At 58.2% G+C, this 16,320-nt stretch carries 14 protein-coding genes; 10 read left to right on the plus strand and 4 right to left on the minus strand.

Features of this window, described 5'->3' with window-relative positions; translation table 11 throughout:
- Positions 1–865 precede the first annotated feature (865 nt).
- The 3 genes from D7X94_RS06860 (at position 866) to D7X94_RS06875 (ending at position 3,875) form a co-directional block, all read left to right on the plus strand.
- The gene (locus D7X94_RS06860) at positions 866–1,678 is read left to right on the plus strand and encodes a hypothetical protein (RefSeq protein WP_120426981.1); all 813 of its coding nucleotides are present in this window, start codon (positions 866–868) and stop codon (positions 1,676–1,678) included.
- 399 nt (positions 1,679–2,077) lie between these two features.
- Positions 2,078–2,530: a MarR family winged helix-turn-helix transcriptional regulator gene (locus D7X94_RS06870; RefSeq protein WP_120426983.1), complete on the plus strand. Its 453-nt coding sequence runs from the start codon at positions 2,078–2,080 to the stop codon at positions 2,528–2,530.
- 10 nt (positions 2,531–2,540) lie between these two features.
- Positions 2,541–3,875 (plus strand): MATE family efflux transporter, encoded by a 1,335-nt coding sequence (locus tag D7X94_RS06875; protein WP_120426984.1) that lies wholly within the window; start codon positions 2,541–2,543, stop codon positions 3,873–3,875.
- A 112-nt stretch (positions 3,876–3,987) separates the two neighbouring features.
- Here D7X94_RS06875 and D7X94_RS06880 read toward each other — a convergent pair whose 3' ends face one another.
- On the minus strand, positions 3,988–5,244 hold the full coding sequence (locus D7X94_RS06880) for an HlyC/CorC family transporter (protein WP_120427037.1): 1,257 nt from the start codon (positions 5,242–5,244) through the stop codon (positions 3,988–3,990).
- Between the two features lie 508 nt (positions 5,245–5,752).
- On the opposite strand from D7X94_RS06880, the gene D7X94_RS06885 reads away from it, so the two are divergent.
- The 7 genes from D7X94_RS06885 (at position 5,753) to D7X94_RS06915 (ending at position 14,754) form a co-directional block, all read left to right on the plus strand.
- Positions 5,753–7,075: a peptidoglycan-binding protein gene (locus tag D7X94_RS06885; protein ID WP_120426985.1), complete on the plus strand. Its 1,323-nt coding sequence runs from the start codon at positions 5,753–5,755 to the stop codon at positions 7,073–7,075.
- Between the two features lie 307 nt (positions 7,076–7,382).
- Positions 7,383–8,762: an MATE family efflux transporter gene (locus D7X94_RS06890; RefSeq protein WP_120426986.1), complete on the plus strand. Its 1,380-nt coding sequence runs from the start codon at positions 7,383–7,385 to the stop codon at positions 8,760–8,762.
- On the plus strand, positions 8,749–9,699 hold the full coding sequence (locus D7X94_RS06895) for a DMT family transporter (RefSeq protein ID WP_120426987.1): 951 nt from the start codon (positions 8,749–8,751) through the stop codon (positions 9,697–9,699). The genes D7X94_RS06890 and D7X94_RS06895 overlap by 14 nt, the downstream gene beginning before the upstream one ends.
- Before the next feature lie 861 nt (positions 9,700–10,560).
- Positions 10,561–11,268: a glucosamine-6-phosphate deaminase gene (gene nagB, locus D7X94_RS06900; protein ID WP_120426988.1), complete on the plus strand. Its 708-nt coding sequence runs from the start codon at positions 10,561–10,563 to the stop codon at positions 11,266–11,268.
- A 58-nt stretch (positions 11,269–11,326) separates the two neighbouring features.
- Positions 11,327–11,701: a hypothetical protein gene (locus D7X94_RS06905; RefSeq protein WP_120426989.1), complete on the plus strand. Its 375-nt coding sequence runs from the start codon at positions 11,327–11,329 to the stop codon at positions 11,699–11,701.
- Between the two features lie 41 nt (positions 11,702–11,742).
- On the plus strand, positions 11,743–13,950 hold the full coding sequence (recD2, locus tag D7X94_RS06910) for an SF1B family DNA helicase RecD2 (protein ID WP_120426990.1): 2,208 nt from the start codon (positions 11,743–11,745) through the stop codon (positions 13,948–13,950).
- Positions 13,951–13,980: 30 nt separating this feature from the next.
- On the plus strand, positions 13,981–14,754 hold the full coding sequence (locus D7X94_RS06915) for an HAD family hydrolase (RefSeq protein ID WP_120426991.1): 774 nt from the start codon (positions 13,981–13,983) through the stop codon (positions 14,752–14,754).
- A gap of 462 nt (positions 14,755–15,216) precedes the next feature.
- On the opposite strand, the gene D7X94_RS06920 is transcribed toward D7X94_RS06915, so the two are convergent.
- From D7X94_RS06920 to D7X94_RS06930, 3 genes are read right to left on the minus strand one after another with little or no spacing between them, the layout of a single operon-like run.
- Complete coding sequence (locus tag D7X94_RS06920) at positions 15,217–15,804, minus strand: hypothetical protein (RefSeq protein WP_120426992.1); 588 nt, start codon at positions 15,802–15,804, stop codon at positions 15,217–15,219.
- Positions 15,801–16,052, minus strand: coding sequence for a recombinase family protein (locus D7X94_RS06925; RefSeq protein WP_279221760.1), 252 nt, complete (start codon positions 16,050–16,052; stop codon positions 15,801–15,803). The genes D7X94_RS06920 and D7X94_RS06925 overlap by 4 nt, the downstream gene beginning before the upstream one ends.
- Positions 16,053–16,082: 30 nt before the next feature.
- A complete protein-coding gene (locus tag D7X94_RS06930) occupies positions 16,083–16,268 on the minus strand; it encodes a transposon-encoded TnpW family protein (protein WP_103241360.1) in 186 nt (61 codons plus the stop codon).
- Between the last annotated feature and the right edge of the window lie 52 nt (positions 16,269–16,320).

Consider the following 16,320-nt stretch of genomic DNA (forward strand, 5'->3'; position numbering starts at 1 on the left):
CTTTCGATATTTCTGTGTCCGGGGCAATAAAAAACTGTCCCGGCAAATCATTGCTGGGACAGGAAAATAATCCTGCGGTGCCACCCGGCTTGACGCACAACAAACCCATATACGGAATGCATCCGTGCGTCCTCTCAGCGCGTACAAACCAACTATACGCCGGCTTTGGTAACGGAGCGCCGCTCCGGCTCGCCTAGTAGACGGCACCGCCCCCGCTTGGGAGACGCCGCGCCCGCCGTTCGGTCCGCCCTCAAAAGCCCATTCAGCCAGAGTTTCCCTGCCGCGCTTCCACCACCGGCGGCTCTCTGAAAATTCCACGTCCGGCCTACTTACACTTTCTCAAAGGGTTGGGGATATTATAGACGAATTCCGGGGAAATGTCAAGCCCCCGGAAAAGAAAATTTTTCCGCCGCCCGTCTTGAAGTTTTCCGCCGGATGGGGTATACTTTATATAGAAGCGCGCCCCAGGCATAGCGCGTCGGGCTGGCTCTCGGCTCGCGAAGCAGGCAGAAGGCGGAGGCTGGGTACGAAGCCGCTGGCTTTCTCCGGGACTAGGGGCGCTTTTTATTCTTGCAAAAAGCGCCCCTCTTGTCAGGCTTCGCCTGCCAATTCACCCCGCAAAAATTGCGCTTCTCAGGTGTTTAAGGTCAAGAGAAAGACCTTGAGGGCGTTGCCCTCAAACTCCCACGAGCTTTTGAAAAAGCTCGAGCAAAACTTTTTCCCTGGTTAGCTTAGCCCAAAACTCATACATTGTTCGCGACGAATGAAATGAGGAGCGGGTAAAAGTTTCGCCGGCCTTTCCAAAAGCCGCAGGGGTTTGGGGACAGAGTCCCCAAGGTCTTAATTTCCAGCAGAGGTGTTTCCTATGATCAGTCCGGTTTCCCTTTCCGCACCCACCTACAATGTGAGTAGCATCTACAACTACGGCGTGCGCTACGCCCCCCGGATGGCCCGGTCCGCCCAGCGGGCCGCCATGCCCGAGGCCCCGGTCACGCCCGTGCGCCCCTCCCCCGCCGTCCGCTCCGACGCCCCCGGCCGGGTGGGCCTCTCCGGGGACCTCTGGGCCCGCTCCTACCACGCGGAGCAGGCCGCTCGTTCCCGTGTACAATATATGGGAGGGCCCCCCACGACTTCCGGAACGAAAGCAGGCGGGCTTAACCAGCCCTCCGCCCAGGCCTCTCCCCTCTCCCTGCCCGGCGGGGACCCCACGGCCCTTGCTGCCGAGCAGGCCGCGCGCATGCGGGTCCAGTACCCCCAGGAGGAGCTGAAACTCCCCGGCAGCGACAAGCTCCCCGGCCACGAGGGCGTGGACACGGATACCGCCCTTGGCGCGGACGGCGCCCAGGAAGCCGCCGACGAGGGCCGCTGCCAGACCTGCGAGGAGCGCAAATACCAGGACGGCTCCGATGACAGCAGTGTCTCCTACCAGACGCCCACCAGAATCGCCCCGGAAGCCGCCCAGGCCGCCGTGCGCGGCCACGAGCTGGAGCATGTAGCCCACGAGCAGGCCAAGGCCCAGCGGGATGGCAGGAAGGTGGTCAGCCAGACCGTCACCTTGAAAACGGACATCTGCCCGGAATGCGGCAGGGTGTACGTCTCCGGCGGCTCCACCCGTACGGTGACCAAGGAACAGGCCGAAACCCCTGATTCCCAGGGGAATCCCACGGGCCAGAAATAGGCATAGCTGAAAAAGCCGGAGAGCGCGCCTCTCCGGCTTTTTTTGGGGAGTAATAGAAGGCCTCCAGGCGCGGCAGACTTGGTGAAGCCAAGTCTGCCGCGCCTTACGGCGCAGGTGTGGGCCTGCGCGGCCCACACCTGCGCCAAACTTTTTGAAAAAAGTTTGGATCAAAAACTTTTACCCTGGCTGGCTTTTGCGCACTCAGCTAACCAGGGTAAAAGTTTCGTCCACCTTTTCAAAGGTGGTGGGGGTGGAGGGGGCAAAGCCCCCCTTGCCGCAGCCGCGTCCTTTGCGGCGGAGGCCCCCAGTAATAATAAAAAAGCATCTTGACATTCATCCGAAATCGGACCATAATAGAATTGTCCGATTTCGGAATATCTTTTTCAGGAGGCGCATCCCATGAAAAACCCGCCTGTGGACCCCTGGCTGCTGGAATACAACGCCCTGATCCACGACAACGACAGCCTCTACCGGGCGGCGGCCCGGCGGCTGGGCGTCAGCGATTGCACCCTGTGGATCCTCTACTCCCTGCGGGCCGAGAGCCAGCCCCTCACCCAGAAGCGGCTCTGCGGCCTGATGTACCTGCCCAAGCAGACGGTGAACTCCGCCCTCAAGGCCATGGAGGCCGAGGGAACCATCACCCTCTCCGCCGGGGACGACCGGCGCACCCGGGTGATCTCCCTCACAGAAACCGGGGAGGAGCTGGCCCGGCGCACCGCCGACCGGGTGGTGCTGGCCGAGGAGCAGGCCCTGGCGGGCATGGGCCGGGAGGAGCGGGAGCGCTTTCTTCGGGACTACAGAAAATTCACGGACCTGCTGCGGCAGGCCATGTCCCAGTGGGACCAGTCATAAGGAGGATCCTATGAGAATTCAGCTGTCCGACCATTTCACCTATCCCAAGCTGTTGCGCTTTGCTCTGTCTCCCATCATCATGATGGTGTTTACCTCCATCTACGGCGTGGTAGACGGGCTCTTCGTGTCCAACTTCGTGGGCAAGGTGCCCTTCGCGGCCATCAACCTGATCATGCCATTCCCCATGGTGCTGGGGGGCTTGGGGTTCATGATCGGCACCGGCGGCAGCGCCCTGGTGGCCAAAACCCTGGGGGAGGGCGACCGGGAAAACGCCAACGGCTACTTCACCATGATGGTGCTGTTCACCTGCCTGGTGGGCGGCGGGGTCACGGTGTTCGGCCTCTGGGCCATGGAACCCGTTGCCCGGCTTCTGGGAGCCACAGACGCCATGCTGGCCAACTGCGTGGTCTATGGCCGCATCGTTATCGCGTTCACCACGGCGTTCATGCTCCAGAACGTGTTCCAGACCTTCCTCTCCACCGCCGAAAAGCCCAAGCTGGGCCTTGCTTACACCGTAGCGGCGGGCTTCACCAACATGGCCCTGGACGCCCTCTTCATCGGGGGGTTCCGCTGGGGCGTGGCGGGGGCGGCCCTGGCTACGGGGATCAGCCAGACCGTGGGGGGCTTTCTGCCCCTGTTCTACTTCCTGCGGCCCAACGACAGCCTCCTACGGCTGGTGAAAACACGCCTGGAGAGCCGCATCCTCTTGAAGGCCTGCGCCAACGGCTCCTCGGAACTCATGTCCAACATCTCCGGGTCCCTGGTGAGTATGCTCTACAATTTCCAGCTGCTGCACTTTGCCGGGGAGGACGGCGTGGCGGTATACGGGGTGCTGATGTACGTCTCCTTCATCTTCGTGGCGATCTTCATCGGGTACACCATCGCCGCCGCGCCGGTGGTGGGCTACCATCATGGGGCGGGCAATCATGGAGAGCTGAAGAACCTGCTGAAGAAGAGCGTGTTGCTCATGTTCGCCGGGGGGATCCTCATGATGGTTGCCTCCTGGGCTCTGGCGAGACCCCTGGCGGCGGTGTTCGTGGGCTACGACCCGGAGCTGGCCGGGATGACCCGCCACGCGTTCATCCTGTTCTCCTTCTCCTTCGTGTTCGCGGGATTCAACATCTTCACCTCGTCCTTCTTCACGGCCCTGAACAACGGCGCCATCTCGGCGGCCATCTCCTTTCTGCGCACACTGGTGTTCCAGATCCTGTGCGTGCTGGCGCTGCCCATGCTCTTCGGGTTGGACGGCATCTGGTGGTCCATCGCCGTGGCGGACGTGTTCGCTTTTGTGATCTCCCTAGGATTTTTGTGGGCGAACCGCAAAAAGTACCACTACTGGTCGTAGATTGAATTTAAAGAAAAAGCAAAAGAGCTTCACCTCTGGGTGAAGCTCACATTATTTTAGCATATTATCCGGCTGCTTGTATGCTAGGAGAACAGGAGACCCTTCGAGCGCGTTACGCCGATTCCTCCGGTTTGGCCAGAGCGGTCTTTACCCGGATTTCCTCGGCGCGGTTGCCTCCGGCTTTCGTCACCCAAAAGCTGATGCCCTGATATTGGAAACTGTCTCCGGCTTGGGGGATGCGGTCCAGGTGCTGAGCAATCCAGCCGTTGACCGTGGAAGCGTCCGTCTCGCAGTCAAGATGCAGAAATTCGAACAGGTCGTCGGTGCTGGCGGAACCATACACCCGGTAGAGCCCTTCGCCCAGGGGCAGAATTCCCTCTTGGACAACGTCGTCGTGTTCATCCCAGATCTCGCCCACCAGCTCTTCAATTACGTCCTCCAGGGTGACAATGCCCTCGGTGCCGCCGAATTCGTCCACAATTACCGCCATATGCAGCTTTTTCTGCTGCAAGAGCTTTAGAAGGTCGGAGATCTTCATGGAAGGGGGGATGAACTCCGCAGGCTTAAGAATGCTTTCGATCTGGCCATCCCAAGCGCCGCCGTAGAAGTCTTTCTCGTGGATAACGCCCACAATGCTGTCAATGGTTTCCTCATAGACAGGCAGGCGGGAATAGCCGGTCTCCCGGAACACCGCCGCGACTTCCTCCGCCGTGGCTTCTTTGGGCACAGCTTCTACGTCTACCCGGGGCGTCATGATCTCAATGGCCTGAATGTCGTCAAACTCGATCACATTACGAAGCATGTCGCTTTCGCTTTTGTCAATGCCGCCCTCCTGCTCCGCCTCTTCTACAATGGTAAGCAGCTCGCTGTCTGTGACGGACTGGCTGGGCGCGCTGCGCACCAGCTTCCGCAGCCCCTTTTTCAGCTGGCTGAACAAAAAATTCACCGGCTTAAGCAGGACGATGAGCGCCCGGATGAAAGGGGCGGAGAGCATGGCGAAGGCCTCGGCATTTTCTTTTGCCAGGCTCTTGGGGGAAACCTCACCGAATACGAGCACCACCACGGTCATCACCACGGTGGATACCGTGGGCCCGGCACCGTCTCCCAGTGCCTTCACAAAGAGCAGGGTGGCAATGGTGGTAGAGGCGATATTCACCAGGTTGTTGCCCACCAGGATGGTAGAGAGCAGCTCGTCATAATTTTCAGAGAGAGCATAGGCCAGCTGGGCTCTCTTGTTCCCGGCGGAGGCCAGGTTTTTCAGGCGGATGCGGTTCAGGGAGGAGAAGGCGGTTTCCGTTGCGGAAAAAAAGGCGGAAAAGGCCACCAGCAAAATCAGCGTGAGAATCAACGTGGTACTGTGACTGTCCATAAAGGAGAAAACCAACACCTTTTCTAAAAAATTCGGGGCGCGCGCCCCGCTACTTGCAGTCATTCTATCACAACCGCGCAAAAAATGCAAGCCCATAGCGCCGGGGGAGGGTCAAAGTGTATTTTTTTGAAGTAGTAGGGGGCCTCCATGCGCACAGAAGAGTTCGCAAGCGAACTCTCGCGCATTCCGGCAAGACCTTGGGGTTTTGCCCCAAACCTCACAAGAGGCCTAACGCCCTTTGACCGCGTAACGCAGTATAGTTAGTTTTATCGCACATAGCCAACCAGGGTAAAAGTTTCGTCAACCTTTTCAAAGGTTGCGGGGGACAGGGGGCAGAGCCCCCAGCCGCCGGAGGCCGTAAACATCGTCCCCCAAACATCGTCCCTAACAAAAAGATTGGATTTCGGGTGGGGAAAGCGGACTCCGGGCTTGCATAAAAAGACAGGCTTTGTTATAATGTATGCGGGTTCGCTGAAAAAGGTTTTGACAGAAAGCGAGAGATTTTTATATGAACATGAACAAACGACCTGCCCGACTGTTGGCAGCGCTGCTGTGCCTGTGCCTGTGCCTTGCCTGTACCGTGCTGGGGGCCTGTTCTGATGTGAGCGGGTTGGTATCCGGCGTAGCCACGGGCGTGTTTCCCGTGGAGGTGAACGGCGTTACCATCAGTTCCAAGCCCCAGAAGGTGGCGGTGCTGTCCCCCAACCTGGCCGACGTGGTGCTGGCCCTGGGATGTGAAACCCAGCTGGCCGCAGGATCCGGGGACTGCACCCAGGACGCTCTGCGGGACTTGCAGAAAATCGACGCAATGGACGCCCAGGCTGTTGCGGGAGCGGGACCCGACCTGGTGCTGCTGGACCCGTCCAGCGCCGGAGCGGAGCAGGCCCTGAAGGACGCCGGCCTTACGGTGGTGAATATTGCCCCGGCCGTGGACAGGGAGGACTTCGAGCGGCTCTACGCCCAGGTTTCCTCCGCCTTAAACGGCGGTGAGGCGGGCTATGACCAGGGGATTGCCGCTGCTCAGGATGTGTTCCTCACCCTGGACAATATCACCCGTCTGGTGCCCAGCGATAGGATTACTACCGGATGCTATTTATATGATCTGGACGGCTCTGGCGTGACGGGGGATATGTTTGCCACCACCATCATGACCTATTCCGGCGTGACCAACGCCTTCAAGAGCCTCTCCGGGGGCAGCTATAGCTTTGATGACCTGAAGGTCTCCGACCCGGACGTGATCTTCTGCCGCCCGGGTCTGAAGGCGGAGATTGAGGACGACTCCCGGTTTGAGGACTTCCAGGCGGTGAAGGACGGCAAGGTGGTGGAGCTGGACCCCACCCTGATGGAGCGGCAGGGGCGCACGGTGGTGTCCGCCGCCTACGAGATCACCGCGGCGGCCTTCCCAGAGCTGCTGGAGGAGAGCTCCATGAAGGTCACCGACCCCACGGAGAAGATCGACTCCGACGTGAGCTCGGCCCTGGTCAGCTCCGCCCTGGAGGAGGATGACACCACCTATGAGACCCTGCAGGAGCGGGACCAGGGGGAAGAGGTGCTGAAGATGCAGAGCCGCCTGGACGAGCTGGGCTATCTGGACATGGCCTATGACGGCTACTACGGGGAGCACACCGTCCAGTGCGTGAAGGATTTCCAGCGGGCCAACGGCCTGCCGGAGACGGGCGTGGCGGATTCCGACACCCAGAAGCGCCTGTACTCCAATCTGGCTAAGGGCAAGGACGGCGCGTCTCCCAGCCCGGATGCCAGCCCCGACCCGGATGCCAGTCCCAGCCCAGAGTCCAGCGAAAGCCCGGAGCCCAGTGACGGGGATGAATAAGAGGAATATGAGGAAGTAAGAGGCTTTTTGCGGAAATTTTTTTGAGTAGTAAAAGTCCTTCGGCGGCACAGACCGCCGCCTACGGCAAGACCTTGAGGGCGTTGCCCTCAAACTCCCACGAGCTTTTGAAAAAGCTCGAGCAAAACTTTTATGCTGGCTAGCTGAGTGCGATAAATCCAACCAGGGTAAAGTTTTCGTCCACCTTTTTCAAAAGGTGGTGGGGTTCTTAGGGGTGAAACCCCTGAGCCGCCGGGGGCCGTCCAATACTCAAAAAAATTCACGTAAGAGCTCGATTGAGGAAACAAGTATGGCAATTTTCACAAGAGACAGATCCTTCTATAAGACCCTGATCGCCCTGGCGATCCCCATCTCCCTGCAAAATCTGATCACCTTCGCCATCGGCTTCGCGGACAATCTAATGATCGGCCGCCTGGGAGACGACGCCATCTCCGGGGTCTACGTGGGCAACCAGATCCAGGCCCTGATCCAAATGTTCATCGCCGGCATCGAGGGGGCCATCCTCATCCTCTCCGCCCAGTACTGGGGGAAGAAGGACACGGGCAGCATCCGCAAGGTGGTGTCCATCGGGGTGCGGTTCGCCTTTTGCATCGGGCTGGCGGTCACCCTGGGGGCAGTGCTCTTCCCCACGGAGATCATCGGGCTGTTCACCAAGGAGCAGGGCGTGGTGGCCGAGGGCGCGGCCTATCTCCAGATCGTGGGCGTCACCTACCTGTTCTTCAGCATTTCCCAGGTGATGATCGCATCCATGCGCAGCGTGGAGACGGCGAAGATCGGCCTGTATATCTCCGTGATGGCCCTGTTTGTGAACGTCTCCCTGAACTACGTGCTGATCTTCGGCAAGCTGGGCTTCCCGGCGCTGGGGGTTCGGGGCGCGGCCATTGCCACGGTGATCTCCCGAGTGCTAGAGACCACGGTAAGCGTGGTCTATGTGTTCGCCGTGGACCGGAAGCTGCGCTTCGGCTTCCGGGATCTGCTGCGCACGGACAGCCAGCTGCTCCGGGATTTTCTGCGCTACGGCCTGCCGGTGATCGGCGGGCAGGTGGTGTGGGCCTTCAATAACCTGATGAACACCAAGATCATGGGCTCCTATACCGCCGGGGTTCTGGCAGCGGTGAGCATCACCGGAATGCTCCACAACCTGATCTATGTGTGGATGAACGGCCTGTCCTCCGCAGTGGGGATCATCACCGGCAAGACCGTGGGCGCGGGCAAATATGAGACCATGAAGGAGTACTCCAAGACGGTGCAGATGATTTTCCTGGGGGTGGGCCTACTCTCCGGCGGGCTGGTGCTGCTCTTCCGGGAGGGCTTTATCTCCCTCTACAACGCCACCCCAGAGGCCATGGCCTATTCCCGCCAGTTCATCAACGTGATCTCCGTGACCATCATCGGCACCTGCTATCAGGCGGCCTGCCTGTTCGGGCTGGTGAAGTCCGGGGGGGACATCAGCTTCGTGTTCAAAAACGACACCATCTTCGTGTTTTTGGTGGTGATCCCCTCCGCGCTGGTGTGCCAGTGGCTGGGGGCCCCGGTGTGGGTGGTGTTCGCGGCGCTGAAATGCGACCAGATTCTCAAGTGTTTCGTGGCGGTGGTGAAGATCAACCGCTACAATTGGATGAAGAACCTCACGCGGGACGGGGAGGCCCGGCCCGATGGACAGACGTAAAGGGGGCCGGGGGCTGCTGCTGGCCCTGGCCGCGCTGATCTGGGGCACGGCCTTTGTGGCCCAGAGCGTGGGGATGGACTACCTGGGGCCGTGCGCCTTTAACGGGGTGCGCAGCATCATCGGCGGGCTGGTGCTGCTGCCGGTGATCTGGCTTTTCTCTCGGCGGAGGGTATCCGGCCAAAGCGTCGTCCCCAAAACAGACGATTCAGATAGCAATGTGAGAGAATCCGGCTTTCTCGCTCAAAACCGGGACCTGCTTCTGGGCGGGGCCTGCTGCGGCGTTCTTCTGGCCGTTGCCAGTCTTTTGCAGCAGGCGGGTATTCAGTATACCACCGCTGGGAAGGCGGGATTCCTCACATCCCTCTATATTGTGATGGTGCCGGTACTGGGAATTTTTCTGGGCCGGCGGGCCGGGCTGCGGGTCTGGGTGGCGGTGGTTCTGGCGCTGGCGGGGGCGTGGTTTCTCAGCGCGGTGGGAGGACCCGGCGGGTTTTACATAGAGCCCGGGGACCTTCTGGTGCTGTGCAGCGCGGCGTTTTTCTCCCTGCATATTCTGGTGATCGACCATTTCGCCCCCAAGGTGGACGGGGTGAAGCTCTCCTGCACCCAGTTTTTCGTGGCGGGGGTGCTGTCCCTCTGCCTGGCGGCGGTGCTGGAGCGGGGGCAGTTCCGCTGGGACGGGCTTCTGGCCGCCTGGGGCCCCCTGCTCTACACGGGGGTGCTCTCCAGCGGGGCGGGGTACACCCTGCAGATTCTGGGCCAGAAGGACATGAACCCGGCCGTGGCCTCCCTGATTCTGAGCCTGGAATCCGTGTTCGCGGCGGTGTCCGGCTGGCTGCTACTGGCCCAGCCCCTGTCCGGGCGGGAGCTTCTGGGCTGCGGGTTGGTGTTCGCCGGGGTGGTCCTGGCCCAGCTGTCGGTGGGGAGGAAGGGGTGAGTGGCCGGGAAGGTCGTGGGGCGTTGGGTCTCACCTGCCGGTTCGGTCGGCGACGGGAAATCGCCGCAGGCGATTGTCGCCCCCACACCCCACAAACTTTTTTCAAAGAAGTTTAAGACCTTACCTTCGGTAAGTCTCAAAAACTTTTACCCTGCTTCCTCACTACGTTCGTCGCAGACATTTACGTTTTTTTGACAAGCTAACCTAACTTCCGTAAAAGTTTTGCGCGAGCTTTTTCAAAAGCTCGCGGTGGTTTGGAGGCAGCGCCTCCAAGGTCTTGCCCTAGACCTTAACACCTGAGAAGCGCATTTTTGGTGTGTGAATAAAAGTTAACACTCGCTGTGCTTGGTTAACTATCCGAGTTTTGTAAAGCAAAACTCTTGCAAGAGGCCCCTTTTTGCACGAGAAAAAGGGGCCTAGGATTCGGAACGAACTTTTTGTTTACGATATTTTTGGGGGCGCGCCCCAGGCGGAGTATGTTCGGCGGGCCCTCCGCCCGCGAAGCTGGCGCCGTGCGTCTCGCACCCAGCCCGATTTATCGTTTTGACACTACGGCGAAACCCGGCCTAGGCTTCGCACTTGCTTGGCGCCGTGTGCTCCGCTCGCATTTTGCGGCGAGCCGCAAAATGGCCGTGGGGAAACGGGCTTTGCCCGTTTCCCCGGCGGTTCGTCCAAAGGACGAACCCGAGCGGGGCGGATGCGGGGAACGCCATCGGCGTGGCGCAGGGAACCAGCCAGAAAGCGCGCCCGGCCCTGTGCTCCGCAATCAACCAGCGCGCGCACTCACGCGCCCATATAAAATGCCTCAATTTCTCACAAGACCCATGCACCACAAAATATATTCCGGAAAGGAAAATCGCCATGAAAATGATCCAGGTAGAAAGCTACGAAAAACTCAGCCGTCTGGCGGCAGACATCATCGGGGCCCAGGTGTTGCTGAAACCCAGCTGTGTGCTGGGGCTGGCCACCGGCTCCTCCCCTCTGGGAACCTACGAAAATCTGGCCGCCCGCTGCCGGGAGGGGCTCTTGGACTTCTCCCAGGTGCGCACGGTGAATCTGGACGAGTACTGCGGCCTGACCCCGGATAACCCCCAGAGCTACCGCTATTTTATGGACCAGAACCTGTTCTCCAAGGTGAACGTGGACCCGGCGAACACCCACCTGCCCAACGGCGCCGCCCCGGACATGGAGGCGGAATGTGAGCGCTACGAGGCCCTGGTGGAGGGCCTCGGCTGGCCGGATCTACAGCTGTTGGGCATTGGCCATAACGGCCACATCGGCTTCAATGAGCCCGCTGAGGATTTCCCCACCAGGGTGCACACAGTCCGGTTGGCGGAGAGCACCATCCGGGCCAATTCCCGGCTGTTCGACAGGCCCGAGGATGTACCCACCATGGCGGTCACCATGGGCATCGGGGCCATCATGAAGGCCCGCCGGGTGCTGCTCATTGCCGGGGCGGACAAGGCGGAGATCGTGGAGAAGGCCTTCCACGGCCCGGTCACCCCCCAGGTGCCCGCTTCGATTTTGCAGCTGCATCGAGACGCAACGGTAATCCTCAGCCGGAGCTGAGCCCTCTGGAACATGTGCGTCCTTTCCCACATAGGATGGGGGGAAGGAGGCGGTGCGTGTGAACGCGGCGGCGTACATTTTCTATGCCCTGGGCCTGGGGTTGATGCTGCTGGGCGCGGTGGAGCTGATCCGGTGTTTTTCCTTTTGGCTGCACAATGGGCACAGAGCCCAAAAGGGAGGCCCTCCGGGACAGATGATGCTGGTAATCGCTCCCCGGGGTCCGGAGGACTGCGAAAGCCTGGTGCGGGCCGGCGGGGAGCGGGTGGAGTGGATGGCCCTGCGACCCTCCTGCCGGCTGGTCTGCTTGGACGACGGAAATCCGGAAACCGAAGAGATTCTGGAGCGGCTCTCCGCCAGATACCGAGACCTGGAACGGAAAAAGCCCGAGGAGCTGCCTGGCCTGCTTGCCGGGCTCTCTGGGAAACGCGTTTGAAAATCGGGAAAGGCCGACAGATTCTAAGAGGAAGTGAAATTGTGGCGGAACAGGAGCTGGCCGAGCTGTGCGGTTCGGTGGAACATGTAGTCTATCATAATGACCAAAACCAGTATACCGTTCTGGCGCTGGTTTCGGAAAACGAGAGGGCCACCGTGGTGGGAACCTTCCCTTATGTAAGCCCGGGGGAGGAGCTGCGGGTCCTGGGCCGCTGGGAGACCAACTCGAACTACGGCCGGCAATTCCGGGCAGAGGTTTTTGAGCGGGCCCAGCCGGTCACCCAAGAGGGAATGCTGCGGTATCTCTCCTCCGGTGCGGTGAAAGGAGTGGGTAAGGCCACGGCCCTGCGGATTCTGGACGCCTTCGGGGTCAACGCCCTGAATGTGATGGAAAACGAACCGGACCGCTTGGCCCAGGTGAAGGGCATCACCAAGGAGAAAGCCTTGGCCATCAGCGAGGAGCTCCGGCGTGTGTATGGAATCCGGGAGCTGACGGTGTATCTGGGGGCCTTTGGCGTGCCCCCGGAGAGCGCCGTATTGGTCTGGAAGCTCTATGGCCAGGAGTCCATAGCCTGCGTTCAGCGGGATCCGTATTCCCTGTGCGAGCCGGAAATCGGCCTGAGTTTTCAGATTGCCGATGCCATCGCTCAATCCATGGAATGCCCCCAGGACGATGAGGCCCGGGTGCAGGCCGGGGTGGTCTACGTGCTTCGCCATAACCTGCTGAACGGACACACCTGCCTGCCAGAGGAGAGTCTGTGCAAGGTGGCCGCCAGAATGCTGGGAGTGGAGCGGGAACTGGCCCAGGACGCGGTGGAGCGGCTCTGCGGCTCTTTCCAGCTGATGCGGGAGGAGTTTGACGGACGCAGCTTTCTTTTTTTACAGCAGCAACATCTGTGCGAGGAGTACATTGCCGGAAAGATGAAGGCTATGCTGCGGGCTCCCGCCAACGCCCTACCTGGAGCCGACCTGGAAATCGCTTTGATCGAGGAGCGCCAGGGGATCCGGTATGCCGGAAAGCAGCGGGCCGCCATTCGGGCCGCCATGGAGCAGGGGGTGCTGATCCTCACCGGCGGACCGGGCACGGGAAAGACCACCACCTTGAACGCCATCATCCGCATTTTGAAGCAGGCGGGAGAGAGGGTGCTTCTGGCCGCGCCCACAGGCCGTGCCGCCAAGCGTATGAGCGAGCTTACCGGCGAAGAGGCCAAGACAATTCACCGGATGCTCCAGGTGGATTGGGACGAGCTGGACAACCCGGTGTTTAACCGCAACGAGAGCAACCCCCTGGAGTGCGAATGCCTGGTGATTGACGAGATGTCCATGGTGGACGCCTATGTGTTCGAAGGCGTACTGCGGGCGCTGCCCTTAGGGTGCCGGCTGATTCTGGTGGGGGACAGCGACCAGCTGCCATCTGTGGGGGCGGGGAACGTGCTGGGAGATCTGATCGCCCCGAGAATGTTTCCCACTGTGCAGCTGACGGAGATCTTCCGCCAGTCCATGGAGAGCCTGATCGTCACTAGCGCCCACCGGATTGTGGAGGGGAAGATTCCGGAGCTGACCCGGCGGGACAGCGACTTTTTCTATTTGCCGGTGGTAGATGTGGAGAGCGCCCAGGAGCTGGTTGTATCCTTGTGCAGCCAGCGCCTGCCCAAAAGTTACGGCTATTCCAGCGGGGAGGATATCCAGGTGCTGTGTCCCAGCCGGAAGGGTGAGATGGGCACCGGAGAGCTGAACCGGCTCCTCCGGGAGGCGGTAAACCCCCCTTCACCCAAGAAGCCGGAGGTAAAGATCAACGGCCAGCTGTTCCGCTTGGGAGACAAGGTGATGCAGGTGCGCAACGACTACCAGCTGCCCTGGACCAAAGACGACAATACGGACGGGCAGGGGGTCTTTAATGGGGACATGGGGATCATCACTGAGATTGACAAGCCAGGAGGAGCCATCCGGGTGCGGATCGACGACAAAAACGTGCTGTACGATTTCGACCATGCCGCCAATGAGCTGGAGCCTGCCTATGCCGTAACAGTTCACAAAAGCCAGGGCAACGAGTTTACCGCTGTGGTGATCCCGGTCTTGAAAGTGCCGGATAAGCTCTGCTACCGGAACCTACTCTACACCGCCGTTACTAGAGCCAAACGACTGCTGATTCTGGTAGGCCGGCGGGAAGTAGTGGGCCGGATGGTGGAAAACAACCGGAAAACCCGGCGGTACACGGGCTTGACCCATTTCCTTGCCAGAGAGGTTTAAGCTAACGCGGAATTTTGCGGGGGGAGCTACGTGAAATACAGATATCTGATTTTTGATGTGGACGGAACACTTCTAAATTTTAGTTCGGCATATTCATGTGCGCAGAGAGCTGTGGCGAAGGCTTTGGGTATAGGCTTTTCTTCGGAATTCGTTCGGGTTGACGAGAAATTAAGCTGGGAATTATGGGACGAATTTGGATTAAGCCGTGTTGAAGACGAAACTATACAGGAGAATTACCATAGCCTGTATGATGCGTATCTTAGAAAACATTTCACGAGTGTAGCACAGGCCTTCGGAGTAAACGCGGATGTGGATATGATTTTAAAGGCGTACTACGCAGCGCTTTCTTCATCGCGAGAACTTATGGAACCAGATACCCTGGATGTATACCGTACACTTGGCAAGCAGCATAAGATGGTCATCGCCACGAATGGGATGGCGCAAGTACAGCGCAGCCGCCTGTTGGATTTCTTGCCCACAACAACCGCGCTTTTTATCTCAGAGGAGAGCGGATGCATTAAGCCATCAAAGGCCTTTTTCAAACACATGACAGACAGTTTGGGATGCGCTCCCGCTGAATGCTTGATGATCGGGGACTCGCTTTCCAGCGACATCGCCGGCGCAAAAAGCGTTGGTATGGCGGCCTGTTGGTATGACTGCAAAAGAAAAGGAAGTTCCAATCAGAGGGCGGCGGATTATTATATTTCTAAACTTGGCGAATTGCTCCTTTTTCCTGATTTTTCTGTGCGGGAAATATTTTTGAATCATAATAGACAGAGTATCGTTTCAGCCGAACGCCCGTAGCAGGCGGCTGTCAATCTCGGAAAGTTTAACATTCACATTCCTATCGTCGCAGAGCAGAATGTTTTTCGGTGGCTTGCTGATACCGGCTTTCCGCATAGCGTGGTAGAGCTGGCTAATGTCGGTGGGAAGCTCTCGTTGAAGCAATGCTTCGGTTTTTTAGTGATTTTTACTTTGATTATTTGATGCACCTTCCTTCTGAAAATGAAAAAGGCCGGTCACTTGTTGTGAGGATTCGATTTTTACCGCAAAACCGGTTTTTCATCTATACTTTTGACTTTTAAATTCCAGTTTTCTGACAACAGAAAAACCCTCGGAATTCCGAGGGTTTTTTGGCGAATAACTTTTATATCCGCACGTTGTACGGCGGATACGAAAAAGATATTTTTGCCAAATCTATGTGCGTATCTGAACTCTCACTTCAGTTTGATATTGTCTGTTCAACTTCCAGCCCTCCCGCAAAAATCACCTTGATCTTCTTTTGGACTCAACCACTATACACTCTAGCACTTGCCGCACCAGCCTATCGTCATAATCCATCGGATGATTCTCCAGCCCATTCAGGATAGTAAAAATTTCATCCAACCGTGATTGCGTGTTTTCCTTTGCCTGCTGTGCATTATCAAATTGGGCCAGTTGCTGTTCTAGGCTATTTTTCACAGCCATGAGCGCCGTGGCCCGCTGCCCATCGAATTCTTCCACCGTATCTGTTGCTATAGCCTGGAGCATGGCTTTGAATTCCACATCTTTTAAAGTCTGCACGATTATGGACTCGTCTTTAGCTGAAATTTGTACTAACTCAGGATTGACAATCACCTGATTTAGCAGTACAGTAATATCGTCCAGTGAATTACTGCCTATCTTGTGAATAATCGTGTGACACTTAGCATTTGAACATACCCATCGCTGCGGGCGCTTCGTGAATCGGTTGTCATGCCGACGGCTCATTTCAGAACCACATACCGGGCAAATGACCGGCACATCTATATGGGAAATTTCAGAGGTACGGTCGGTACAATGCTGGGTGTTCTTTTGGGCCTTCGCCTCAATCATGGTTTGTGCGTTTCCTCATCAATAATTGCCGGAAAACCGCCTTTGCCAGTATATCGGTCATCCTTAATCAAGCGCATAATGCGGGATTTGTTCCAGCCGGTAGCGCCGGGCTGGTACTGCACATTTTCATCATTCAGGCGGTTGGCGATGTCCAGCAGAGACAAGCCATTTTGGTACTCGCTGAAAATACGATTCAGCACAGTAACTTCTTGCGGATGTGTGGTTATTGTGCCATTTGGTAATGTCAAGCAGGGAATAAGAAAAAGTGTATCTTCTTTTCAGTCGGTTACACTGTCCTTGTCGTTTTCGATAAGCCGCACTACCTTGTCTGTAAAGGTTTCCCGGCTTGTTTCGCTGAAATGGATATGAATGTCAAAGGTGGTATTCCCTATCCGCTTCACAAGGTCGGGCTTCGCGTCCAGAGGGGCAGCGGTGCGGCTGGTCTTGCTGGTGTCATTGTTCATAGGCTCTCCTTTCCGTTTATCAATCCTTTTAACTGTTCCATTTTCTCCTGTT

The organism is Acutalibacter sp. 1XD8-33, assembly GCF_003612555.1.
Lineage (GTDB): Bacteria > Bacillota > Clostridia > Oscillospirales > Acutalibacteraceae > Acutalibacter.